Annotated in this window: 18 protein-coding genes; 8 read left to right on the top strand and 10 right to left on the bottom strand. The window is 69.0% G+C overall.

The genetic code is table 11. The annotated features are described in order from the left end of the window. Window positions 1–2: 2 nt before the first annotated feature. On the bottom strand, window positions 3–731 hold the full coding sequence (locus OG390_RS42860; protein WP_406175528.1) for a hypothetical protein: 729 nt from the start codon (window positions 729–731) through the stop codon (window positions 3–5). Between the two features lie 149 nt (window positions 732–880). After that, window positions 881–2,236 (bottom strand): hypothetical protein, encoded by a 1,356-nt coding sequence (locus tag OG390_RS42855; protein ID WP_406175526.1) that lies wholly within the window; start codon window positions 2,234–2,236, stop codon window positions 881–883. Here OG390_RS42855 and OG390_RS42850 point away from each other — a divergent pair. The 3 genes from OG390_RS42850 to OG390_RS42840 all read left to right on the top strand — a co-directional run bounded on the left by OG390_RS42850 (window position 2,199) and on the right by OG390_RS42840 (window position 4,450). After that, complete coding sequence (locus OG390_RS42850; RefSeq protein ID WP_406175524.1) at window positions 2,199–2,942, top strand: hypothetical protein; 744 nt, start codon at window positions 2,199–2,201, stop codon at window positions 2,940–2,942. The genes OG390_RS42855 and OG390_RS42850 overlap by 38 nt on opposite strands. Window positions 2,943–3,018: 76 nt before the next feature. Then, window positions 3,019–4,101, top strand: a complete 1,083-nt coding sequence (locus OG390_RS42845; RefSeq protein WP_406175522.1) for a MerR family transcriptional regulator — start codon at window positions 3,019–3,021, stop codon at window positions 4,099–4,101. 61 nt (window positions 4,102–4,162) lie between these two features. Then, window positions 4,163–4,450, top strand: coding sequence for a YciI family protein (locus OG390_RS42840; protein WP_406175521.1), 288 nt, complete (start codon window positions 4,163–4,165; stop codon window positions 4,448–4,450). Between the two features lie 24 nt (window positions 4,451–4,474). Here the strand turns inward: OG390_RS42840 and OG390_RS42835 are convergent, their stop codons facing one another. Further along, complete coding sequence (locus tag OG390_RS42835) at window positions 4,475–6,082, bottom strand: IS1634 family transposase (RefSeq protein ID WP_406169420.1); 1,608 nt, start codon at window positions 6,080–6,082, stop codon at window positions 4,475–4,477. 274 nt (window positions 6,083–6,356) lie between these two features. Then, window positions 6,357–6,740, bottom strand: coding sequence for a protein kinase domain-containing protein (locus OG390_RS42830; protein WP_406175519.1), 384 nt, complete (start codon window positions 6,738–6,740; stop codon window positions 6,357–6,359). Between the two features lie 170 nt (window positions 6,741–6,910). On the opposite strand from OG390_RS42830, the gene OG390_RS42825 reads away from it, so the two are divergent. Next, window positions 6,911–8,896: an N-6 DNA methylase gene (locus OG390_RS42825; protein WP_406175517.1), complete on the top strand. Its 1,986-nt coding sequence runs from the start codon at window positions 6,911–6,913 to the stop codon at window positions 8,894–8,896. 437 nt (window positions 8,897–9,333) lie between these two features. On the opposite strand, the gene OG390_RS42820 is transcribed toward OG390_RS42825, so the two are convergent. Next, on the bottom strand, window positions 9,334–10,779 hold the full coding sequence (locus OG390_RS42820) for a gamma-aminobutyraldehyde dehydrogenase (protein ID WP_406175515.1): 1,446 nt from the start codon (window positions 10,777–10,779) through the stop codon (window positions 9,334–9,336). A 785-nt stretch (window positions 10,780–11,564) separates the two neighbouring features. On the opposite strand from OG390_RS42820, the gene OG390_RS42815 reads away from it, so the two are divergent. From OG390_RS42815 to OG390_RS42800, 4 genes are read left to right on the top strand one after another with little or no spacing between them, the layout of a single operon-like run. Continuing rightward, on the top strand, window positions 11,565–12,650 hold the full coding sequence (locus OG390_RS42815) for an extracellular solute-binding protein (protein WP_406175513.1): 1,086 nt from the start codon (window positions 11,565–11,567) through the stop codon (window positions 12,648–12,650). Beyond that, entirely contained in the window at window positions 12,650–13,537 is an 888-nt protein-coding gene (locus tag OG390_RS42810; protein WP_406175511.1) for an ABC transporter permease, read from the top strand. The genes OG390_RS42815 and OG390_RS42810 overlap by 1 nt, the downstream gene beginning before the upstream one ends. Continuing rightward, complete coding sequence (locus OG390_RS42805; protein WP_406175510.1) at window positions 13,524–14,354, top strand: ABC transporter permease; 831 nt, start codon at window positions 13,524–13,526, stop codon at window positions 14,352–14,354. Before OG390_RS42810 ends, OG390_RS42805 begins: the two co-directional genes overlap by 14 nt. A gap of 3 nt (window positions 14,355–14,357) precedes the next feature. Next, entirely contained in the window at window positions 14,358–15,491 is a 1,134-nt protein-coding gene (locus OG390_RS42800) for an ABC transporter ATP-binding protein (RefSeq protein WP_406175507.1), read from the top strand. Window positions 15,492–15,555: 64 nt separating this feature from the next. On the opposite strand, the gene OG390_RS42795 is transcribed toward OG390_RS42800, so the two are convergent. The 5 genes from OG390_RS42795 to OG390_RS42775 all read right to left on the bottom strand — a co-directional run bounded on the left by OG390_RS42795 (window position 15,556) and on the right by OG390_RS42775 (window position 23,558). Then, window positions 15,556–17,793, bottom strand: coding sequence for an ATP-binding protein (locus tag OG390_RS42795; protein ID WP_406175506.1), 2,238 nt, complete (start codon window positions 17,791–17,793; stop codon window positions 15,556–15,558). A 368-nt stretch (window positions 17,794–18,161) separates the two neighbouring features. Beyond that, window positions 18,162–18,986, bottom strand: coding sequence for an intradiol ring-cleavage dioxygenase (locus OG390_RS42790; RefSeq protein ID WP_406175504.1), 825 nt, complete (start codon window positions 18,984–18,986; stop codon window positions 18,162–18,164). A 291-nt stretch (window positions 18,987–19,277) separates the two neighbouring features. After that, a complete protein-coding gene (locus OG390_RS42785) occupies window positions 19,278–21,062 on the bottom strand; it encodes a protein kinase domain-containing protein (RefSeq protein ID WP_406175502.1) in 1,785 nt (594 codons plus the stop codon). 928 nt (window positions 21,063–21,990) lie between these two features. Continuing rightward, window positions 21,991–22,728 (bottom strand): hypothetical protein, encoded by a 738-nt coding sequence (locus OG390_RS42780; RefSeq protein WP_406175500.1) that lies wholly within the window; start codon window positions 22,726–22,728, stop codon window positions 21,991–21,993. 557 nt (window positions 22,729–23,285) lie between these two features. Beyond that, window positions 23,286–23,558: an acyl carrier protein gene (locus tag OG390_RS42775; RefSeq protein WP_406175498.1), complete on the bottom strand. Its 273-nt coding sequence runs from the start codon at window positions 23,556–23,558 to the stop codon at window positions 23,286–23,288. Between the last annotated feature and the right edge of the window lie 5 nt (window positions 23,559–23,563).

The following is a 23,563-nucleotide window of genomic DNA, read 5'->3' as shown; positions in this document are numbered from 1 at the left end:
AGTCACTTCGTGGACGCGGTCTGGGACGCCGTCGGCACGAGCCTCGATGGCAGCGGACGGGGCGGGCTCGCGTAGGCGGCGTGTGCTCGTTCCTGCTCGCGGCGCCAGATCTTCAGCAGTACCTCGTCGGTCTGCGGGACAGCCAGGCCCGCGGCTTTGAGGATGTCGCGGAAGAAGGGCACGGGACCGCCTTTCTTTCCGATGACGACGGCGGAGAGCATCGGCTCCTCGCTGCCGGTTGCTCGCTCGAGGTCACCCAGCACGCGACGGGCGCCGTGGCTCTTCGCGTCGATCTTCAAGTGCCCGATCTCGATCGTGCCGCCGTGCGCGGCCACCTGGGCCAGCTGGGTCCTGAGCAGCGCGACGGATTCCTGCTCGGGCACCGTCGCGTGGCGTGGGGTGGGCCGGTTCCCTTGCGGCATCTGGGCTTTATGCTCGTTCCGCTCGGCCCCGGCGAGCGCTTTCGCTTCCTGGATCTCCCGGTTTCGTCTGGCTGCTCCGACGCTCTGCTTCGCTGTCTCCGGCGCTTCCTCGACGATCACGACAAGGTGACCCAGCTTCTTCTGGGCCACCTTCGCGCGCTGCGACGCGGGGAGCACCGCGCCGTCTTGGAGAGCAAGCCAGGCCTGAGCCGAGCTGAGTGACCTGCGGGCTCGCCTGCGCGGCGCTTTACCCAAAACTGGCAGCATGCCTTCGAGCTCGGCTGTGAGGGAACGCAGATGCCGCATCATCGAGGCGCCGGACGCCGCGGCGGAGATAGTGCGCTGGTGCATAGTCGCCGGTCGGGCCCCGACCTCTGCCACCGGCCGTTGTAGTGCGGGCTGCGCCGGCGCGAGCGAAAGTCGTGGAGGCATGGCGCGCGGTGGGAGGCCGTAGGCGGCTAAGGCGCGCTCGGTCTCGGCGGCGGCCCAGCGCTTGATGCGGTGGGATGTCGACGCGTTCTGGACACCGAGTTCCGCCAGCACCGGAACAGATTCGGAAGCGGCTCGCCCCCGTCCCGGATGAGCGCGGACAAGACCGGGGCGTGCTCCCGCAAAGGGGTGTCGACCGCGACCAGCAGATCGCGTCTGCCGGTGTCCGAGTACTCCTTCAACGCCGGACTGACGGTGCGGGCCAAGGTGTCCCACGTGGTCGTGGACTGCAGGCGCGCGTGCTGCGCGAGGGCGTCACGCACAGCGGTCACCAGTTCGGCGTGGCTGAGGAGTGCCCTGCTCTTCGGAGTTTCGGTGGCGGGCGCGGAGCGCGCGGTGCGGACGGGCTCGGCCTCCCTCCGCGGGGCGGGCAGTTCGGACTTGCTCTGCCGAGGTGTGGGCGCCTTGGGTTGGACCGCCTGCTCTGGAATGGCGGCAGGCGGAGGCGTCCAAAGTCCCGTGCCCTGGGCGTCGTGCGCGTTCAAGCGGACGTACCGGTTGGCCTCGACCGCCCAGCCCGCGGTGCCCTCGGCGAGAAGCAGCCGTGCTCCGTCGGCAACGCGGTAGACGTGCTCGGCGGGCGGTGCCGGGCTGTCCGCCGGGAGGGAGACCAGGGCCCGGACGATGTGGCTGTCGACGGGCTTCACATCGGCGGCGAGAAGGTGCCGTCGCTCCGACACGAACGGGGAGTCGGCGGGCACCTCGGTCTCTGGCGCGAGGGCGAAGACGAGCCCGCCCTGGAGCGGAAACGCGGTCGGCCTGGGGCGGGGATGGCTCGGCCGGATCCGTTCGGCCTCCGGTGTGACGATGCCTGACGGCGTCAGCGCGCAGTCCTCCAACGCGGTCCAGGACACCGTGCGGTCGCGGGCCTCTGCGCCGATGTGGACGCGGCGCTCACCGCCCACCGTTTCGCAGCGGACCCGGAGGCAGTAGCCATGGCGGCCGAGGAACTGCTGGGTGATCGGTCCCTCGGCCGCGAAGATCCAGTCGATGTCGTCGGCATCCGCGGCGAGTTCGTCGTCGGCCCGGCGCCACGCCCGGTAGTCGACAGAGCTGAGCTGGAAGCGCAGGCGGCGCCGACTGTCGGGCAGATGCACATCCATCGCGTCACCGGGCCCGGTACCGGGGTCCCGAGTCTTCACCTGCCCACGCAACCGCCGCTTGCCGAGAAGGCTTTGGACGCCGCGTTTGATGAAGAGGTGGTCGGCGCTCGACTCGCCGTTGTTCTTGCGGTGGCAGACCGGCGCGGTCGGGTGGTCTGCGAATTGGCAGACCTTGGTCGTGGGCGTGGAGGCCCAGGACCTCAGCGACGGCGCCGACTTCACACCGGAGACCGTCCGGTTCCACGAGTCGCGCCGCGAGGTCTACCTCTCGTACCGGCTGACCTCCGACGAACAGGGCTCGATCTACGCCGAGACGGAGATCGCCAGGTCGATGTGTCTGACGCTGCGCGACGTCGTCCTCCGCCTGCACCCCGACCTGCCGTACCGCACGTACGTCATGGTGAAGGAGCAGCAGGGTCAGGACCCCCAGGTGACATGGCAGGACGACTTCGTCGCCAACACCGACTGCCAGTCGGCCGCCGACAACGGCACCGGGCAGGACACGGACGGTTCGCAGGACTGGCAGCCGGACGAGGACGGCCTGGGGCAGGCGATGATCCCCAGCACCGACAGCGCGGAGATCCGCGTCGCGGACGGCGCCGCCCGGAAGATCATCGCGGGGACCAACGGGATGCGTCAGACGCTCGGTACGGATCGTGTGCTCGGCAACGAGCAGCTCAAGGTGGGCTTCGACCCCGCCAACTCGGTGATGTACGTCTGGTCGGACTACGCGGAGTGGAACGAGGAGCGGGTCGACTCCTGGGCGAAGCTGGCCGCCGGGGATGCGTGCCGGGCTCTCGTGAGCGAACGGGAGAGCGCGGGAAGCGCCTGGCCGTACTCTCGCTATGCCGTGGCGGAGATCGGCGGCTCCCACTACATGATGATCCGTTGGGGCACGGCCCTCACGCGGGCCGACTGTCCGGTCTGAGTGACCGATCCGGGCCGTGGCCGAGGTTGACCCTCGACCTTGTCGAGGGCTCAGAGTTCCGGGTGTGGAGAACGAGATGCGCAGCATCGGGGAGATGGCCCGGGACGGCGGACTGAGCGTGAGCGCGCTCCGGTTCTACGACCGTGCCGGTGTACTGGTCCCCGCCTGGGTGGACCCCGTCAGCGGCTACCGCTGGTACGAGCCCGAGCAGTTGGAGGAGGCCCGGTTGCTGGCCCGGCTGCGCCGGGCCGGCATGCCCCTGGCGGACATCCGGCTCGTACTTGCCGGCTGGTCCGGCGCGGACACGGACCTGGTGCGGGGTCTCCTTGAGGCCCACCTGCGCCGTCTCGAACTGGGACTGTCCGATGCCCGCAGTGAGTTCTCCACGCTCCGAGCCCTACTCGACCACAGGGAGAACCCCATGACCTCGCTCACCACCGCCACCGTCCGGCTGTCCGTCCCCGCCCCGGAGCTGGCCGCCGCACTGGACACGGTCCGTTTCGCGGCCGGTACCGACGTGGAGTTGCCGATGCTCGGGGGGATCCTGTTCGACATCGAAGGCGAAGGGCTGAATGTCGTGGCCACCGACCGGTACCGGATGGCGGTCGCGGGGGCCCGTGCAACCGGGCACGGCGACTTTCATGTGCAGACCGTCGTGCCTCTGCCGCTCGCGGACGCGATGCGGGCGCTGCTGGCCGGCGACGAATCCGTCCAGCTCGTGGTGGACGGTGACCGTGTGACACTGGAGGCCGGGGATCGGCAGGCGGCCGGCCAGAGCCTCGGCCACGAGTTCCCCGACTACCGTCGCCTCGTCCACCTGCCGGCCGGTCGCCGGGCCTCCGTCGATACGGCGGCCTTCCGGGAGGCCCTGGAGACCGGTCCGGTCCGCGCGAGCGAGACGCGCAAGCAGGACGGCGAGCCCTGCGACCTCAGCGTGGTCCGGGTGACGGAGAACGGGACCGTGATTGTGTGCGACGACGGTGACGACGACCAGAACAACGTCGCCGTCAACCGCGAGTTCCTGCTGCACGCGCTCGCCGCCGGAGCGCGGGACGAGCTGATCCTGGAGCTGGGCGCTCCCACGGCACCGCTCGCGATCCGCCGACCCGACGACGCGGACAGCTTCTCGATCCTGATGCCGGTGCGCCTGGAGGACTAGGCCTCTCCCGGATCATGGAATGGCGTCGCTCGAGTACTTGGGGTTCGACTACGGTCCGAACATGTTCGTTGTCACCATGACCTATACGGCACCGCTGGTGGAAGTGGCCCCGTGGAGACCAGCCCACGGCGACTGGCTGAACGACCTCATTTCACGGCGACTGCTTCTGGCAGCTGGGCGCCAAGTTCCTTCGGTGGGCGGCGTCTACCTCGCTGCCGGGATGCCTGTCGAGGACCTCGACCAGATCCTCGCCACCGATCCGTACGTGCTCAACGGTGTTGCGTCGCACAGCGTCGTGGAGTTCGTACCCTTGCTGGTCGCGCCTGGTTTGGAGGACCTCAAGCTCTAGGCCCGTACTTCGCGGGTCACCGGTTCAGGTCTGTGGCCAGCGGGTTTGTGTGACTTGGACGCTGAGGAGTTCGAGGAGGTGGAGTTGGACGCCGCGGGTGATCTGCACGGTCGGCGGGTCGGTCACGTTGCCGATCCGCAGGTTGAGCTCGCCGAGGTGGTAGAGGATCATCCGGCCGGTGGGCCGCACTCTGCGATTGTCCGGGTAGAGCCCGGCCATGGTCTGCTCGGGTCCCAGGGCCCGTCTGACCTGACGTTCGATCAGGCAGAAGACCAGCAGGGCCAGGCAGATGACCTGGATCAGGGCGGCGGCGCGGCGGTTGTGCTGGACGAAGATGGGGGTGACGGCGAGCGGGCCCTTGAAGTCCGCGTAGCGGCGCTCGACCGCGCCCTGGCCCTTGTAGTGGATCAGGACCTGGGCCGGGGTGGCCTGCTCGGCGGTGAGTGGGGTGATCAGCGCGTACCAGCCGTCGGCTTTCGCTTCGGCGCTGAGCACGTCCTGGTCGAAGGACCACTCCAGCGACGGCGTGCCGGCGTCGTCCTCGTGCACGTGCCAGTGCAGACAGCCGGTGACGCGGCGCTTGGCGGCGATCATCCCGGCGCGGGCGGCGACCTTCTCGGCCGTCTTGTAGTGCCGTCCGCCCGCCGCGCGGGCGAGCTTGTCCAGGTCCTCGGCCGCCTTGGCCAGCCGTTTGGCGCGGGCGGCCCGCTGGCCTGCCGCGTTCGCTGTGGAGTGGACCAGGATCCGCCGCAGGGTGAGCACCGGGTCGCGCTTGCGCGGGCCCGCGAGGGTGTGGACGTCCTCCAGCACCCGGTAGACCTCCCGCTCGGCCGGGTCCTTGCCCGCGTCCCTCTCGGGGACCCAGTCCACGACCGCCGCCTGTTCCAGGCCGAGGGCAGCGTAGACACCGTCCTTGATCTGGGCGGCCGGGACGGGCGCGATGAACGGGACCTTCGCTTGAAGCAGGGCGGTGATGTTCGGGTAGGACACCAGCTTGGCGTCCGCGACCATCAGGAACTCCTGCTCCCCGGCGAGCTTGCGCAGGTCCTTCATCGCGCCGACGACCTGCGCGACTTCGGCGGCCCCGCCGTCGAAGACGCGCGTGTGCACCGGAATCCCGCCGTCGCCGGTGACCGCGAGACCGGCCTGCACCTGCTTCAGGTCGGTGCGGCGGTCCTTGGGGTGCCCGTACTTGATGACCGGGAACTGGTCGTCCTGGTCGTCCTCAAGGTAGGCACCGTGGACGGACATGCTGGTCATGTCCCAGTGCAGCCGACTCACGTCGATGCCGAACTCGGCGATCGCCCGCGCGCCCACCGTGCCCGCGAGCTGTTGAAGGTGCGGGGCGATCGCGTCCAGGGCACGGGCCAGGCGGTCGTCGTTGAGCAGGGCCGGCTCGATGCCGAACACCTCTTCCACGGCCCAGACCCGGGCCCAGTCGCCGACCCGAAACAGCGGCATAGGCGAGGTGAGCCTGTTCGCGACCAGTGCCTCGACGACCTGGCCGTGTGTCAGGTGCGCGCTCGCGCCACCGGGGCACAGCTCATCGACGATCCCGACCACGTCCAGCCGGCGCAGAAACTCGGCAGCGACAGGCAGAGCGCCCAGACGCTTCTCCACCACGGACGTCACCACGCACTCCAGGCGCTGACGCTCAGACCGTGGCCGGGGGGACCGGGAAGTCATCGACACACCCGATCCAACGCCACAGGACCGCCCGGGACACCGCTCCAGAGCCCAAACCATACGAATCAACGACCCGCGAAGTACGGGTCTAGGGGTGGGCGCTCTCCCTCCCTGGTCATGAGCGGAGCCAGACGGGAGTGCAGCAGGAGTCACGGTACCGAGGTGGATGTATCCACGCTTGTCGTACCGTGTCGCAACGCCTCTGAACTGGCAGGGCGAGTCAGCGGTCCGGCCGGGCTCGCCCGGCGCACAGCTGAGCGGCGACGGCGGCGGCCGAGGGCACGTCGAATCGTTCGCCATCCTGTTGGTCGAAGAGGTACTCCAAGATGGTGCCCTCGATCAGTTCCATCACCAGACAACAGGTGTCGTCCGTGATCGACGCGTCGAAGACCGTGGTGATGTTGGGGTGGTGAAGGCGCGCAGCGGCCTGCGCCTCCCTCTTGAAACGAGCCAGCGCCTCCTTGCGGCTCTGCGGGACGGCCAGCAGATCCGCGGCGATCGTCTTCACCGCCACGGGCCGCTCGAGATACAGGTCAGACCCTTGCCACACCTGCCCCATCACGCCTCGGCCGAGAACCGACTGCAGCTGGTAGCGGTCGCGCACCACTGTTCCCGCCGTGAATTTCTGCATTCCGCCCGTCCTCCACACTTCTCACACAGCGACCTCGTAGTTCTACACTGTGAACAAAGTCAATGAGCGTAGTAGCCTTCCACGGACCACAGCCACTGGGACGCCGACCAGCCCAGCCGGCCGAGCACCTCGGAGACTGTTCGATGAGTACAACCAACGCCGTACCCGTGAGCTTGGCCGAGATCGCCCGGATCGCCGGCGTGGGGCGCGCCGCAGTGAGCAACTGGCGCCGCCGTCATGACTCTTTTCCCACCCGCATCGGCGGTACTGACGTCAGTCCGCAGTTCTCACTGGCGGAGGTGGAGCAATGGCTGCGGGACAACGGCAAGCTGAAAGACATCGGCGGCCGCGAATTCCTCTGGCCGCGGTTCGAGGCGCTCGGCAGCAGGGACGAGTCGGGCTTGGCCGTCGCCGAGGCGGCCCGTCGGATGCGCGCTCCTCGCGTGCGGATTTCTCATTCCGAACTCTCCCCCGAAGCGAAAGAGCTGGTGGGCGAGGCGGCGAGGCTGGGGCGAAGTGAAGGGCCGCGCGAGACCTTTGAGTTCCTCCTGCAACGGTGGCTCGAAACGCATGTACGGCAGCTCAGCAGCACACCTCTGCAGCTCGCCTCACTGATGACCCGGATCGCCCTTGCCGTCCGACTCGGCGAGGGCAAAGCAGGGCTGACCGTCTTCGATCCAGCCTGCGGCACTGGGCATCTGCCTGCCGCGGCCGCCCAGGTATACGACGGTTCGGGCCTGGTGGTGCTGGGGTGTGAGCGGGATCCGGCGCTCGCTGCGCTGGCCTCCGCAAGACTCGGATTCATCACGGAGAACCAGGACATCCGTACGGAGATCGCCACGGCCGACGCGCTGCGCGAGGATCCGTTCGCCGGGGCGCGAGCAGACATCGCCATCTGCAACCCACCGTTCAACGAACGCGACTGGGGCTACGAGGAACTCGCCACCGACCAGCGCTGGACACACGGACTACCCCCGCGGACCGAGCCGGAACTGGCCTGGGTGCAGCACCTGCTCTCTCACCTCAAGCCCGGCGGGGCGGCCGTCATCGTCCTTCCACCCGCCGTCGCGTCACGCAAGGCGGGCCGGCGCATCCGAGGTTCCCTGCTGCGTACCGGGGCGCTTCGAGCGGTCGTGGCCCTGCCACCCGGCAGCGCACAACCGCACAGCGTGTCACTCCAGTTGTGGGTCCTGAGGGCCGCTCCGGACAGCTCCGCGTCCGCTCCCCCCAGTCAGGAAGCGCTGCTTGTGGACGCCGCACGGTTCGCGAGGCCCGGCGCACGCGAGCCGGGACCCGACTGGGACGCTCTCGGCTCATTCGTCCTCTCCGCCGTGGAAGCCCTCGACCGTCCGGACGATGACCTACCAGAAAGCGCCGTGCGCGTCCCCCTGCTCGACCTGCTGGACGACGAGGTGGACGTCACTCCGGGTCGCTACACCGCGTCGAACGCGGAACCGTCCGGCATCGAACTCGCGGCATCCTGGGGAGAGTTGGGGGCCTCCCTGGCCGACCTGGCCGGTCAGGTGCAGTATCTGTCCAAACTCGGCTTCGAGACCGAGACACCGCAGGCCACAGCTACCGTCGGGGACCTCGTCAAGGCCGGTGCCCTGACGCTCCGCGCCGGGCAACAACCATCGGAGACCGGGGCGCCACCTCGTAAGACCGCCGTCCCGCTCCTGACCGTTTCTGACCTACTGATGGACGGCACTCCCAGCGGGCTACTCCTCGCCGACTCGGCACACGCCATCGCCGAGGAGGGTGACGTCGTGGTCGCCGGAGTGGTCAGGGCATTCAAAGCATGGGTGCACGAAGGACCGCCGATGGCCTTGGGTCCCCAGCTCTACTCCCTGCGGGTGGACCCGGAGAGACTGGATGCCCATTTCCTCGCCGGCTGTCTGCGCGCGCCCGCCAACGGGCGCCAGGCAGGCACCCACGCCTCCAGCTCGTCCAGGGTCGACATCCGGCGCCTTCAGGTACTCCAACTTCCCCTGGAGGAGCAGGCGACTTACGCCGAAACCTTCCGCCGCCTCAGGGCCTTCGAGGCGCTTCTCACCAGGGCGGAGGGCCTGGGCAAGGGGCTTGTGGGCAACATGAGCGATCTACTCGCCGCGGGTGGACTGACCGCCTGACAGCATCGCAGAGGGTTCGGCCGCACTACGCTGCCTGCGACGAACCACCGGGCCAGTCACGGGAGTTGGTGCGTCCTGTTAGTCCCAGGCGTCCGGGTCAGCACAGCGCTCTTCGGCATCAACGGTCACTTCGGAGCACACGCATGTGATCTGGGCCGCCAGTTCTGCGGGCAGTTGCGCGGGCAAGAATCCGGCCGTCGGCGATCACGCGTAGTGCTTCTTCGCTCTCTGCAAAGGCAAGTCTGCAATCCGCGGTCCGCAGCCGGGCCACGGCCCGCGCGACTGCGGCGTTTTCGCCGCCGACAGGCTCGAGTTCGCCGGCCGGCCCGTCGTAGAGCTTGGCCGCGTCGCCGCACTCGCCCGCCAGTCTCAGCCCGAGGGGTTTCAGCAGGCGCCTCGTAGGCCACCGCCAGGCCGGGCACTGCGTACCCGGCACCTCACAGCGACGTCATGACGTGCTTGATCCGCGTGTAGTCCTCGAAGCCGTACGCCGACAGGTCCTTGCCGTAGCCGGACTTCTTGTAGCCGCCGTGTGGCATCTCGGCGACCAGGATCATGTGGGTGTTGATCCATACGCAGCCGAAGTCGAGGCGCTTGGACATGCGCATCGCGCGGGCGTGGTCCTTCGTCCAGACCGAGGAGGCGAGGGCGTAGTCGACGCCGTTGGCCCACTCCACGGCCTGGTCCTCGTCCGCGAAGCACTGGACGGTGATGACCGGGCCGAAGACCTCGTTCTGGATGATCTCGTCGTCCTGCTCGAGTCCGGAGACGACGGTCGGCGCGTAGAAGTAGCCGATCTCGCCGACCCGGTGGCCGCCCGTCTCGACCTTGGCGTGCGAGGGGAGCCGGTCGACGAAACCGCTCACCTGGGCGAGCTGGTTGGCGTTGTTGAGCGGGCCGAAGAGCACGTCCTCCTCGTCGATGCCACCGGTCTTGACGTCGGCGGCGGCCTTGGCCAGCGCGGCGACGAAATCGTCGTGGACGGACTCGTGGACGAGGACGCGGGTGGCGGCCGTGCAGTCCTGGCCGGCGTTGAAGAAGCCCGCCGCCGTGATGCCCTCGACAGCCTGCGCGATGTCCGCGTCGTCGAAGACGACCACGGGTGCCTTGCCGCCGAGCTCCAGGTGAACGCGCTTGACGTCCTTGGCTGCGCTCTCGGCGACCTGGATGCCGGCGCGCACGGAACCGGTGATGGCGGCCATGGCCGGCACCGGGTGCTCGACCATGCACTGCCCGGTGTTCCGGTCGCCGCACACGACATTGAGCACCCCGGCGGGCAGCTCCAGCTCCTTCAGTACGCTGCCGACGATCCCGGCGAGCAGCACCGTGGACGCGGGGGTGGTGTCCGACGGCTTGAGGACCACCGTGTTGCCCGCGGCGATCGCCGGTGCGAACTTCCACACGGCCGTCATCATCGGGTAGTTCCAGGGCGCGACCTGCGCGCACACACCGATCGGCTCTCGCCGGATGATGGAGGTCAGGCCCTCCGCGTACTCCCCCGCCGCCTTGCCCTCCAGCAGGCGTGCGGCGCCCGCGAAGAAACGCAACTGGTCGACCATGGGCACGATCTCTTCGGTCCTGGTCACGGCGCGTGGCTTGCCGGTGTCGCGGCACTCCGCCTCGACCAGTTCCTCGGCGCGTGCCTCGACGGCGTCCGCGATCTTCAGAAGCAGCTTCTGCCGGGTGCTGGGGGTGGAGTCGCGCCACGCGGGAAAGGCCTCCGCCGCGGCTGCCATCGCCGCGTCCACGTCTGCCGCCCCCGAGAGCGGTGCACTCGCGTACACCTCGCCGGTGGTGGGGTCGACGACCGGCAGCGTGCGACCGTCCTTCGCGTCGACGAATTCGCCGTCGATGTAATTGCGCAGCGTAAGGATTTCGCTCACGACGTTCCGTGCTCCTCGTGGCTTGAGAATCGTAGGGATAAAGGGATGAAGGGGATCTGCTGGGAGACTGGCTTGACGATGGCGATGACCCAGCGCCCCAGGGGTGGAGGGCGGCCGTGGGATTGCGTTCCGGTCGTGCCGAGTGAGACGACCGACCCGAAGGGCGCAGAGTTGGCGACTTCCGCGCCCACGGGCCATGCCTGAGGGACAGCAGCTGAGGCACGGATGACCTGACCAGGCCAGGTCTCCGTCCCAGGCCAGTGACGCTATCCGCCACCCGGACGGGCAAGAAGTGGTGGATTCATCCATAGTCGCGATGCCGCATGGATGATCTGCACACCCGACGAGGTCATGTGTTCCGGGCAGGGCGAGGCGCCATCTGTTTCCTGGGCATCGGCGCGCCCACGGGGAAATCGCTCATTGACGCGCAGAGGACATGTCCCTACTGTTGCGCCACGCGGTCGCCGGGCTGAGGCAGACCGCATGTACCGGATCGTTCCTTTTTCCGCGGATCGCCTGATCGTGATCGCGGATGCGAACGAGTTCCGGAATGTCATGGCCGTTGGCGACGGCTATTGGCTCCTCGGGTCACATGTCGACCTGATCGTTCATGACGCAGTTCTCAGATTCCCCTGTTCGCCCCTTTGGCGCTGATCCCTGCCGCACCCCGTATTCACCGCGCCCCGCACCTGTCATCGGTGCGCTGCACAACGCGGGGCCGTCGTGTTCCCAGTCGTGTTTCCAAGAAAGGCATGGCCACAATGAACGAGCAGTCACACAGAAGCATGAGCCGCCGGTCGGTCCTGCGGGCGGCCGGAGCCTCCGCGCTGGCGGCACCCCTCGCGGGGAGTCTGCTCACCGGGTGCAGCACCAAGTCGACCCCGTCGGCCAAGCCGAACACCACGGTGACCGTCACCTCGTACGGCGGCTCGTACAACGACCAGCTGACGAAGACCCTGCTCAAGCCGTTCGAGAAGAAGTCGGGTGTGCGCCCGTCGCTGCTGGCCAACACCAGCCTCGCCGGGCTCAAGGCCCAGGTCCAGTCCGGCGATGTCCAGTGGGATCTGGTGGAGTTGACGGCACCGGAATACCTCCAGGCCGTCGACGAGGGGCTGTTGGAGAAGCTGGACTACGGCGTCATCAGCGACAAGGGGCTGCCCGCCTATGCGAAGGCCGATTACGGCATCAAGTATCTGAGCTTCCTGTTCGTGATGGCCTGGGACCAAAAGCACATCCCCGACGCGCAGGCGCCCAAGAATTGGGAGCAGTTCCTGGACCAGGGGCGCTACAAGGGCAAGCGATCCGTCTACGCGCAGTTGTCCGACAGCTCGATCCTGGAGGCGGCACGACTCGCGGCGGGCGTGCCGTTCGACAAGATCTACCCCCTCGACGTCGATGCCGCCCTGAAGTACCTGGCCCAGCACCCTGGGCGGGACGGGTTGATCTACCACACGGCCAATCAGGAGCCGATCCAGCAGCTGACCTCGGGCGAGGTCGCGCTCTCGACAAGCTTCAACAACCGGATCAGCGCCGCCCGCAAGGACGGGGCAAGGCTCAACTTCACGGCCGTCAACAGTGTCGTCGCGGGCGACTACTTCGTGGTCCCCAAGGGCGCCAGGAACAAGGAGGCGGCCTTCCGGCTCCTGGACTTCATGAGCAACGACGCCGCGGCCGGCGCCGACTTCATCCAGACCACCAACCTCACCCTGGCCAACACCCCGGCCCTGGCCAAGCTGCCTTCCTCGGTGGCCGATTCGCTGCCCACCAGCCCCAAGCTGGCGCACTCCATCCTGGTACGCGACGACGCCTGGTGGGCCAAGAACCTCAAGGCGACCGAGCAGCGCTTCAAGCTGTGGCAGGCGGGCAGCTGATGACGTCCACCATCACGCCTGCCGCGGCGACCACGTCCGCTTCAGCCGAGGCCGATACGCCGCGGCGGCGCCGGCGCCCGCGCGGCACGTGGTTGCTGCTGCTCGTACCCGTACTCGCCTTCGACGTCGTACTCTTCCTGACGCCGCTCGGCAAGCTCGTCGCGGCGAGCACGCACGGCCACGCCTATCAGCGCGTGCTGAAGGACCCGCTGGTGTCGCGGTCGCTGCTCAACACCTTTGAGATCAGCGCGCTGTCGACGCTCGCCACGGTGGTGCTCGGCTACCTGCTGGCCGTGGTGATCTGGCGGCGCGGGCCGCTGGCGCGGGTCATCCTCTTCGCTCTCGTGCTGCTGCCCTTCTGGACGGGCGTCCTGGTGAAGAACTTCGCCTGGGCGGTCCTGCTGCAGGACAACGGGCTGGTGAACACCGCACTGCAGGGGCTCGGCATCACCGACGCCCCGCTGGCCCTGCTCCACAACCGTTTCGCCGTGGTGCTCGGCATGGTGCACTACCTGCTGCCGTACGCCGTCTTCCCGATCTTCGCCGCACTGGCCGCCATCGACGACCGGCTCGAACTCGCGGCCCGTTCGCTGGGGGCGGGCGAGGCGTCCGTCTTCCGCCGGATCATCCTGCCGCTGACCGTGCCGGGCGTCTCCGCAGCCGGTCTGCTGGTGTTCATCGTCAGCACGGGATTCTTCATCACGCCCGTCGTGCTCGGTGGCCCCGGCGACATGATGATCGCCAATCAGATCGATTTCTACGCACGGCAGTTGACCGATTTCGCCGGTGCCTCGGCACTCGCGCTGCTGTTGACCGTCATCGTCAGCGTGCTCGTCGCGATATACCAGCGGATCCTTCGTGCAGGAGGCGAATATGAGGCTCGCTAGACCTCGACATGTGTCCTCGCTGATCGCCTCGGTGCCGGTCTTCGTCTTTCTGGTCGTGCCGACGCTGATCGTGCTGCCGATGGCGTTCACCGGAAGCCGCTACATCACCTTCCCGCCCCAGCAGTTGTCCACCGAGGCGGTCACCGGTTTCTTCAGTGACCAGGCGTGGATGTCGGCCCTGTCCGCCAGCCTCCAGGCGGCCGGTGTCGCGGTGGTGATCGCGGTGCTGCTCGGCGGGACGGCCGCGGTGGCACTGCACGGGCGTACGTTTCCCGGGAAGGCGGCGATCACAGGTCTGCTGCTGGCACCGATGATCGTGCCCGCGGTGGTGCTGGCTCTGGCGTTCTACCAGTTCTTCATCTCCGTCGGCATGGTGGGGACGGTCCTGCCGATCGGCCTCGCCCATGCCGTGATCGCCGTGCCGTACGCCTTCCTCACCGTGCGGGCCGGCCTCGCCGGGCTGAACCCGGCGCTCGTCCGCTCGGCGAGCAGCCTGGGCGCGGGAGCGTTCTCCGTCATGCGGTTCGTCTATCTCCCGGTCATCCGGCCGGGGCTCGTCGCGGGGGCCCTGTTCGCCTTCTCGGTGTCCATCGACGAGACGGTCATCGCGCTGTTCCTGCAGTCCCCGAACGCGACGACGCTGCCAGTGAAGATGTTCACCGACATCCAGTACAACCTGACCCCGAAGATCGCCGTGTCCTCGGCGATGCTCGTCACCGTCGCCACGCTCGGTCTGCTCGTACAGGTCTGCTTCACCATCCGCCGCCGCTCCGTCGCGCGGCTGCTCCCCTTGACCGCCCCCGAACAGACAGGGTGATCCATGACGACCACGACCACGACCACGACCACACAGCAGACCTCCGCCTCGGCTCCCCGCGAGGAGCGTCGGGGCGCCATCGAGCTGCGGGGCGTTCGCAAGATGTACGGGAATGTCGCCGCCGTCGACGATCTCGATCTGTCGGTCGCACCCGGCGAGTTCGTCACCTTGCTCGGGCCGAGCGGTTCGGGCAAGACCACGACGATGATGATGGTCGCCGGCTTCGAGGAACTCACCTCCGGCACCGTGCTGATCGACGGCGAACCGGTGGACCGGCTGCCCCCCAAGGACCGCAACCTCGGCGTCGTCTTCCAGAGTTACGCGCTGTTCCCGCACATGAGCGCCGCCGAGAACGTCGAGTTCCCGCTGCGCATGCGAGGCGTGCAGCGCGGCGAGCGGCGGGGGCGCGCGGAGGAGGCGCTCGCCCGCGTCGGTCTGGCCGGGCTCGGCGACCGTCGTCCGCGTCAGATGTCCGGCGGCCAGCAGCAGCGCGTCGCGCTCGCGCGTGCCCTGGTGTTCAACCCCGCGGCCCTTCTCCTGGACGAGCCGATGGCCGCCCTGGACAAGCGCCTGCGCGAGCAGATGCAGGACGAGGTCAAGACCCTGCAGCAGTCGCTCGGTATCTCCGTCCTGTTCGTCACCCACGACCAGGACGAGGCCATGTCCATGTCCGACAGGATCGTGGTCATGCGCGACGGCAGGATCGTGCAGGAGGGCGCCCCCGAGGACGTGTACGCGCATCCGCGCACCGACTGGGTGGCCAACTTCCTCGGTGACACCAATCTGTTGCCCTGCACGGTCCTGGAACGCAAGGACGGCGAGGCCGTTGTCGACCTCGGTGCGTGGGGAGTGGGCCGGGTTCGGGACCGCGGGGCCAAGGGCGACGCGTACGCGGTCTCCATCCGCCCCGAGCATCTGCGGTTCGTCGACGCCGATCGCTGCGAGAACCGCGGCTCCGGCCGGGTGTTGTCGTCCACAGGCCTCGGCGCCACGATCCGCCATCGGCTGCACGTGGGCGGCCAGGACGTGGTCATGCGGGAACTCGGCACGGGCTCGCGCGCGACGGGCATCCTCGACAGCGAGGTGACGGTCGGCTGGTCCCCGGAGGAGGCTCAGCTGCTCGTCCTGGAGCCCTGAGGACTGCCGGGACGGGGCACTTCGAGGTGGTTTCGCAGCGGGTCGCCCGGGCCCGTCGCGGAACTCATCGCAACGAGGTGCGCCCGTCCATGGCCCGTGCGGCCACCCACAAGGCGATCTGCGTGCGCGATCGTACGCCCAGCTTGTCGCGGACCTTGTCCAGATGCGTGGCGACCGTACGTATCGAAAGACCGAGCCGGTCCGCGATGTGCCGGTTGGTCAGTCCGTCGGCGACCAGTTCGGCCACCATGAACTCTCGTGCGGTGAGCGTGGACCGGTCGTCGACGAGCCGCACGGCGCCCGTCGCCGTTCTGTGGCCACCGCTCCCTTTCCGCAGGGCGTACGCGACAAGCCGGTCCCCGAGCAGCCGGTGGCCGCCACTGACGGCCGCCTCCCGCGCGGCCGCCGACAGCCGTGTCCTCGCACGAGTCGCCGTCTGTTCCACCTGGCGGCGCCATGGAGCCTCGGGCTCGGTGTCCAACCTGCGGCGTGCCTGCGCACTCGCCTCGCACAGCCGTAGGGCTCGCTGCAGGTCGCCGCTCTCGGCGGCCACGAGGGCCAGGCCCTCAATGGGGTACAGAGCGTGGAAACTTGCTTCGGGGACGATCCGCAGGACTTCCGCGAACAGCGCCTCGGCGCTGTCCAGCCGGCCCAGAGCCAGCCGCACGGCGCCTGCGGTGTGCAGAGCGGCCGCGGCCCGGCTCCACGGCGCGTGCTCCCTGAGCACCGGCAGGCAGCGGGACATGAGCGCGTCGGCCTCGAGTTCCCGGCCGGCTTGGAGCAGCGCCCACGCCAGGTGATGGGTGCACCATGCCGTGTCCTGCGGTTTGCCGAGCGCGGCGACGAGATCCAGGCATGCGCGCAGATCCGCGACCGCCGCGGCGAATTCGCCGCGGCACAGATGTGCCGCGGCCCGCGCGTCCAGTGCGTTGGCGAGGCCGGCAGGGTGGTTGCGGGTGCGCTCCAGGTCCACCGCCTGCTCGCCGAGGCTCAGTGCCTGTGCCAGGTCGGCCTGCTGGCAGGCCACGCGCGCGGCGAGCGCCGGCACCGCACCGCCGAGCGCCCGGCCGTCGGCCTCCTGCAGAAGTCCGCTCAGCAGCGTACGGGCGGCCGACGGCTGCTCCTGCTGGAAGTGCACCCGAGCCAGTTCCAGCGCCAGCCGCAGCTGCGAGGAGCCGTCGCGGCCGGTCGTCCACGCCAGGGCCGCCGTGAGATTGTCCCGTTCGACGGTCAGCGGGCCGCCGGCCTGGTCGGCGAACACCTCGTCGCCCGCCCGCTCCGCCAGATCGATCAGCCACTCGGTGGCCCGTTCCCGAGTGGTGTGCAGCTCGCCGGACGCGTGCAGGCGCTCCAACGCGTAGACACGGATGGTGCCCAACTGTCTGAATCGCGCGGGCTGCGCGTCTCCTGGTACACGTGCGATGAGGGACTTGGCCTCAAGGGCGCACAGGACGCGGAGTATCTGCCGCGGTGCGATGCCGTCACCTGCGCAGACAGCCTGCGCCGCAGCGGTGTCGAAGCCGCCGACGAGGACCGCGAGTCGCCGGAAGACGGCCTGCTCCGCCGGTTCGAGCAGCCGATGGCTCCAGTCGATCGCGGCGACCAGTCCGCTGTGGCGCGGCGGCCCGGTTCTGCTTCCGTCGGTCAGGAGAGACAGCTGGTCATCCAGTCCGGCCAGGATGTCAGGCAGGGGAAGGGTGCCGACCCGGCGAGCCGCCAGTTCGACGGCGAGTGTCAGACCGTCCAGTCGGCGGCAGATCTCGGCAACGGCCCGGCCATTGTCGCGGCGGAGCGTGAATCCGGGTGCGCAACTCGAGGCACGTTCGACGAACAGCCGGACGGCATCCGATCGCAGCAGGGCTGTCGGGTCCTCCCCGGCGTCGGCCGGTGGCAGGGACAGCTCGCCGACCCTGAACACGATCTCGCCGGGTACCCGCAGGGCCTCCCGGCTGGTGGCCAGAATCCGTAACCGAGGGCAGCGGCCGAGGAGCGCCGCGGTCAGTCGGGCACACGGCTCGGCCAGATGCTCGCAATTGTCCAGGATCAACAGCCGGGAAGCGTCGCCGATCGCGCGGACCAGAACGTCGAGGCCGGATTGTCCCGCCCCTTCGCCCACGGCGAGCGCGGCGGCCACGGACTGCGCCAGCAGAGCGCCGTCCTGCAGTGAGTCGAGTTCGACCAGGTCGACACGTCCGTCACGGCCGGGCAGGCCCTTGGCGAACTCCAGCGCCAGGCGCGTCTTTCCGACGCCGCCGGCACCGGTCAGCGTGACCAACCGCGAGGTCCTCGGCAGGCTGCGCAAGCGCGACAGCTCCTGCCGTCGGCCGACAAAGGAGTCGAGCGCCCGTGGCAGGTCGCGGCCCTGGGCGATCGAGGAGACAGCGGCCGACGCGGCAGGTGAGGCAGGTGACGCGGCCGACAGGGTCCGACGGGATTCCCCGCGCGCCGCCCGTTGCCTGAGCGCCCGTTGTCTGCACGCGTTGGAGCAGTAGCGAGCCGGGCGACCGCCGTGCGGTCTCGGGGTCAGCGCTGCACCGCACACCTCACAGGTTTGCCTCCGGCTCATCCTCGATTCCTGGCCGCACATTCCACGGACGAAACACTGACGGTGGCGCCCCGAAGCGGAGTGCAGGGCAGTCCTGCACTCCGACCATCGCTCGTGGGACCGGGTCAGGGCGTGGCGGCGGGCTTTATACCGAGTACGACGGTGCCGGTCACTCCCTTGCTGAGGTCGCTGCCCACCGGTGTGATGGTCAGCAGGGTCGAGGATCCGCCGTTGCGGTAGATGCCGTCCCTCGCGTTGAGCGTGCGAGTGGCCGTGTTGTTCCTGTAGGGGGCCAGAGCGGCGACCCTGGTGTTGTACGTCTCCGGGAAGTAGAGCTGGCCGGTGTGGGCCACGTGGCCTCCCCGGTACACCCCGCCGGAAACGGTCCCGCCGACATGTGTCTTGACGTGGATGTGCAGGGCACGGCCGACGTACCAGCCCGGGTAGACCGTGGTGAATTCCGCGACACCGGCGGAGTCGGTCAGTTGGACGCCACGCAGGAAGGTCGTATCCGGGGTGGAGCCGCCGGCCACGTAGCCCGAGTAGATCCCCAGCGCGTCACAGTGCCAGATGTCGACCGCTGTGTTGGGCAGCGGCGAGCAGGTGGCGGTGTCGATCACCGTGACGCGGAGGGTGAGCGGGACGCCGGCCTTGCCCTCGGTGATGTTCTTGCGGACCGTTTCCAGGTCCAGGTAGTAGGGCCCCTCGGTCTGTTCGGGCGTGAGGACACAGGCGGCGGCCGGCTGGGCGGGTAACCGGGCTGCGGCCTTCCGGTCCGTGGCAGCGGTCGGCTCTGCGGCCGCGGAGCCCGTCAACCCGAGGGCGGCCACTCCGAGGGTCGCCCCGCCCAGGGCGGCGATGACGGATCTGCGGGTTGCGTGGGCCGGACCGTCGGCGGGCTCAGGGGCGCGCTCCGGTTCCTCGGATACGGGGTGGGGGGTATCAGTCATGCTTCGACAGTGGCGCGTGCGGCGGTCCCGGGCATCGATCAGATGACCGGTGAATCGGGCGCGTTACGAAACTCGGCGCGCCGACGTCCGGCCGCCTGCGGACGGGTCCGGGTGTGCGGCCCACCGGAGGTGCCGTAAGGCCTGGGTACCGCAAGGTGCTGCGAGCTGCTGTCTGGCTAGGGCCTGCCGTCCAAGCCGTCGCCCGCATACACACACCTCGCCTTGCCGCCTGACCAGCACACGCCAACAACCCACCTCAGGCTGTCTGATCACGGCCTTCTGCAACACGCTTCAGTAGGGAACCGTCCCGCACCAGGTCTCCGCCCAGGCGGAGGCACCGTATTTGTTGGCCGCGCGCACCGCGACGCAGATCTCGTCACCGGAGTACGGGCCCTGGATCGTGTAACTGGTGTTGCCCGTGGAGTAGACGGTGTCGACGTTCTTCTCGGTGAAATTGCTGCCCTTGTTGGTGTAGTGGATGTCGTAGCGGGTCGCTCGGGACACCGCCGACCAGCTCACCTTGACCGGCATGGAGCACGCGCCGACGCAGGAGTTCGTGTACTCGACCCTGTAGCTCTTCATGGCGGGCGGCGCAGAGCCGGTGGACGAGCCGCCGGAACCGGTCGAACCTGTGCCGTCGGTGCCCGAGGAGGCGGTTGAGCCCCCTGCGTCCGAGTCCGAGGAGCCGGACGGCGAGTCGCCGGAGGTGGCTGAACTCCCTCCGGGCGTCTCCGAACTCCCACCGTCACCCTGCTCCTTGGGCCTGTCCTTGCCGTCCCCGCTGTCCTTGCCCTTCCCTCCCTTGGAAGGTGAGCTGCTCGGCCTGCTGGGCGAGTTGCTGCCGTCGGGGGTGGGGCTCACGCTGCTGGCGGGCGACTCGGCGTGCGCTCCGTCGCCGCCGCCGCTCCAGGGCTGGAGCACGGCCAACGTGCCTCCGCCGACGGTGAGAACGACGACAACGGGCAGCGCTATGATCGTCCGGCGCCGACGGGGGCGCCGAGCATGCTGCTCCTCCCGTTCGGAGCTGTTGCCCGCCTGGACTACAACGGGCGGCTCGGCCTGCGGGCGCAGGCCGACGGTCGCCCGGTCCGCGGGCTTCTCGCGCAGTGGCTGCACCTCGGCGTCGAGCAGCCGGGCGGCCTGCTGTGCGAGGTGCGTGACCACGTCGGCGGGCAGCCACGCCCGCCCGGCGGTCTCCGGCCCGACCCGCTCGAGATCGGCCAACAGCCCGTCCACACCTGGCCGTTGCTCGGCGTCCTTGGTCAGAGACCGCGCGATGAGCGACCGGAGAGCGGGATCCTCGACCCCCTCCAGATCCGGCTCTTCCTGCACGATCCGGTACATGACGGCGTGCTGGTTACTGGCCCCGTGCCCGAAGGGCAGCCGCCCCGTCGCCGCGTACGTGAGCACGCACCCGACGGTGAACACATCGCTCTTGGGCCCGGCGCTCTGCCCGCGAATCTGCTCCGGCGACATGAAACCGGGCGACCCGACGACCATCCCCGTGCTGGTCAGCAGCGACTCGACGGAGGTCTCGAGGGCCCGCGCGATCCCGAAGTCGATGACCTTGGTCCCGTCCACGGTCAGCATGACGTTCGAGGGCTTCAGGTCGCGGTGCACGATCCCCGCGTCATGGATGTCCTTCAGGGCGCGCAGCAGCCCGTCGGCGAGGGTGTGCAGCGACGCGGTGGGCAACGGCCCGTGCCTCCGCACGACTTGCTCCAGCGAGAGACCCGGCACATACCCGGTCACCACCCACGGGGGCTCTTCGTCCGGCCCGGCGTCGAGGACGGGCGCGGTGTACCGCTCGGCGACCCGCCCCGCCGCCTCGATCTCCCGCCGGAACCGCGCCCTGAACCGCTCGTCGGACACATGCTCCTCGTGCACCACCTTCACGGCGACGGTGCGCCCGCTGTCCGACCGCGCGAGGAACACCCGCCCCATGCCGCCGGCACCGAGCCGGCCAAGCAGCAGATACGGCCCGATGCGTGCCGGGTCGAAGGCGGTGAGCGGCTTGATGCCCCCGTCGACGTAGTCCTCCCGCTCGCTGCGCCTATCCTCGTTCGTACCGCTCATGCTGGTATGACTCCCCCGAACTCGTCCCGCCTGGTCATCAATGCAACGCCGTTGAGAATAGAGGCCGTTGATGTTTCCGATGAAACCGAGGACGTCCCGAACAACCGGGGACGGTTCTGCCCCTGCGGCAAGCAGCACCGGCGGCCAGGCCGGGTGAGGTCGGCAGCCCGCTGCCGCCCTACATGGCGCGCGACGTGGACGAAAAGCTGCGCCGACCTCCGTACACCGGCCGATTTCGGGGGCATGATGCTGCTCGTCGGGGCGCGGGCCACCCGGATGCGACCTGATCTGCCGGACAGGCCTTAGGGACGACCTGCCGCCCACCGGGTCGCAGCGCGGACCGTCGAGATCGCCCATTCAATCGGTCAGAAAGGCGAGCCGTTGCTTGCGCTCGGTCACGGAGACGATCTAGGGCCGTCGCTCGAACAGCCCGGCTCAAGCGGTCTTGCCGCTTCCCCAGCACGCGGCATCGCACCCACTCTCCAGCACGTCACCGCTCACCCCTCTCAAGCCGCGTCAGCGGCCGGCGCGGAGGCCGCCGCCGACGCGCGACCATGCTGAACCGGCCCCGATCCCCGAGGCCGCCGCGCCGACCCAGCCCGCCCACCACCCGGCGTCTCCGACACCCGCCCGCAGTGGCGAAACGGTCCCACAGGATCCGACGCAGGCGCCCCGGCGTCGGCTCAGCGGGAGGGCCGACCCGACAAGCCGAGAAGATCCTCGACGAGACCATGCCGACCCATCCGCGCACGGCGATCTCGCCGTCGGCTTCCGACGCGACGGTCGACCGATCTGGCCCATCAAGGGCGGCTCGGGCGAGGGTGGCGACCTGGCCCCGGCTGACGATCCGAGCACACCGCCCGCCGGCGACCCGGCCCGCGCCGAACACCGACCCCGGAACACCGCCAGCCGCGGCCCCTGCCGCCGCTCAGCAGCCCGCCGACGCCACAAGCCGCGCCGACGAGGCCGCCGCCGAGCGCGACCCAAGCGGCTGGATCTCGAACGCCACGTCCCGGCCTCGGAAGCCGCGGTCCCAGATGCTCATCTCCTCGGCCACCCGGTCGGCAAGGTCCTTGCCCGCAGGGCCGTGGCCGACGGCTCCCGCCTCGTAGAGCTGGATGCCGTCCTGGTCCGTGTCGGCTTTGCGCAGGGTCAGGTAGGCGACGCTGCCCTTTTCCGCCACGGCCATGGGGCGGAACAAGGCGCTGAGCTTTCTGGCTGCGGGAGCCTTGCGATCGACTTCCATCCTGCTCAAGGCGTCGTCCAGGGTGCAGGACAGCCACAGCCACATAAGTTCCGGGGACTCCTGCCCCTCGAACTTCACTCCGGACCACGCCTCGGTGCCGGGCTGTTCGAGCACTCCGTGCAGCGCGGCCTCGTCCGCCTGCTGTTCACGGTTGAACTGGAGCACGATGGAACGGTCGTCGGTCAGTGAGACGAGGCGGCGCGGGTCGTCGGCCACTCCAGCATCGGTTCGGACGCCGAGCAGGGCCAGGGCGACTCCGGCTGCCCCTTCCAGAAGTCCGATGTCCCCGCCGTCAGCGTGAAGGAGCGAGGCGGCTACAGCGTCCGGGTCGGTCCCGACCTCGCCAAGGAGGTGCGGAATGCAGGCGATGAGGTCTGGGGTGAGCGCGTCCGAGGCGGCCTGCGCGGCGATGCAGGCCATGCCGGCGTGCCCGTGGCACAGGCTCCGGTCAGTCGTCGCGGCGAGCTGCTGGGATCCGTGAGCGCCCTGACCAGTGCTCCTTCGGCCGACAGCTGCCGCTCGGTGTCACGAATACGCCCAGGTCGCGCAGGGTGACGGGGTTGTCGGCACGCACAGGCCGCATCAGGGCATCGCGAACGCGCGACCGCTGCACCCCTTGCCTGGGGCGATCAACGATCCAGGGCAGATCACCCGCCTCGTCTTACGCAGGCGTGAAGCCTGGGCGGCATCCTCCACGAGTACGAACATCCCGCGTGACCTGGGCGGACGAGGTTCCGGCAAGGGCAGTCGGCTGGAGCCCCGCCGCGGGCACGAGGTTCGGCTCGTCGAAGGTCACGGACACGCGCCGCGGGTCATGAGATGCTCGCATCCGTCAGATGCCTTCTCGATCAGGTTGATGTCTCCGTCGCAAGACACATCGTTCCTGGTCAGAGGGCATCTGATCTTCTGGGCACGTCGCTCTTCAACAGATCCGGACGGTGGATCCGGGTTCAGTGCTCGACTCCGCGGAGCGGCTCTCAGCGCACCTTGGACTCCACGAAGGCCGCGAGCCGCCCGAGGGTGTCGAAGGTGTCACCGCCGATCTCGTCGATCTCGATCCCGATCCCGAACCGTTTCTGCAATGCGACGATGAGCTTGACGACGGTGAGCGAGTCGAGCTCAGGAAGATTGCCGTATAGTCCCGTCTCCGGCCCGAGGTCATCGGCCTGGTCCTCAATGTCCAGCGTGACCACCACGACGGCCTTGACGTCCTCGAAAATCGCCTGCGAGATCTCTGGCGAGCGAGTCATATGGC

Origin of the sequence: Streptomyces sp. NBC_00996, from assembly GCF_045162675.1 — a bacterium.
Lineage (GTDB): Bacteria > Actinomycetota > Actinomycetes > Streptomycetales > Streptomycetaceae > Streptomyces.
The sequence above is the reverse complement of the archived record's forward strand: the minus strand, read 5'-3'. Positions and strand labels throughout refer to the sequence as shown.

Coding starts and splice junctions, on each gene's coding strand:
- OG390_RS42860 (WP_406175528.1), bottom strand. CDS start 731: ATGATGCGGCATCTGCGTTCCCTCACAGCCGAGCTCGAAGGCATGCTG.
- OG390_RS42845 (WP_406175522.1), top strand. CDS start 3,019: ATGCGCAGCATCGGGGAGATGGCCCGGGACGGCGGACTGAGCGTGAGC.
- OG390_RS42840 (WP_406175521.1), top strand. CDS start 4,163: ATGTTCGTTGTCACCATGACCTATACGGCACCGCTGGTGGAAGTGGCC.
- OG390_RS42825 (WP_406175517.1), top strand. CDS start 6,911: ATGAGTACAACCAACGCCGTACCCGTGAGCTTGGCCGAGATCGCCCGG.
- OG390_RS42815 (WP_406175513.1), top strand. CDS start 11,565: ATGAGCCGCCGGTCGGTCCTGCGGGCGGCCGGAGCCTCCGCGCTGGCG.
- OG390_RS42810 (WP_406175511.1), top strand. CDS start 12,650: ATGACGTCCACCATCACGCCTGCCGCGGCGACCACGTCCGCTTCAGCC.
- OG390_RS42805 (WP_406175510.1), top strand. CDS start 13,524: ATGAGGCTCGCTAGACCTCGACATGTGTCCTCGCTGATCGCCTCGGTG.
- OG390_RS42800 (WP_406175507.1), top strand. CDS start 14,358: ATGACGACCACGACCACGACCACGACCACACAGCAGACCTCCGCCTCG.
- OG390_RS42790 (WP_406175504.1), bottom strand. CDS start 18,986: ATGACTGATACCCCCCACCCCGTATCCGAGGAACCGGAGCGCGCCCCT.
- OG390_RS42785 (WP_406175502.1), bottom strand. CDS start 21,062: ATGAGCGGTACGAACGAGGATAGGCGCAGCGAGCGGGAGGACTACGTC.
- OG390_RS42780 (WP_406175500.1), bottom strand. CDS start 22,728: ATGGCCTGCATCGCCGCGCAGGCCGCCTCGGACGCGCTCACCCCAGAC.
- OG390_RS42775 (WP_406175498.1), bottom strand. CDS start 23,558: ATGACTCGCTCGCCAGAGATCTCGCAGGCGATTTTCGAGGACGTCAAG.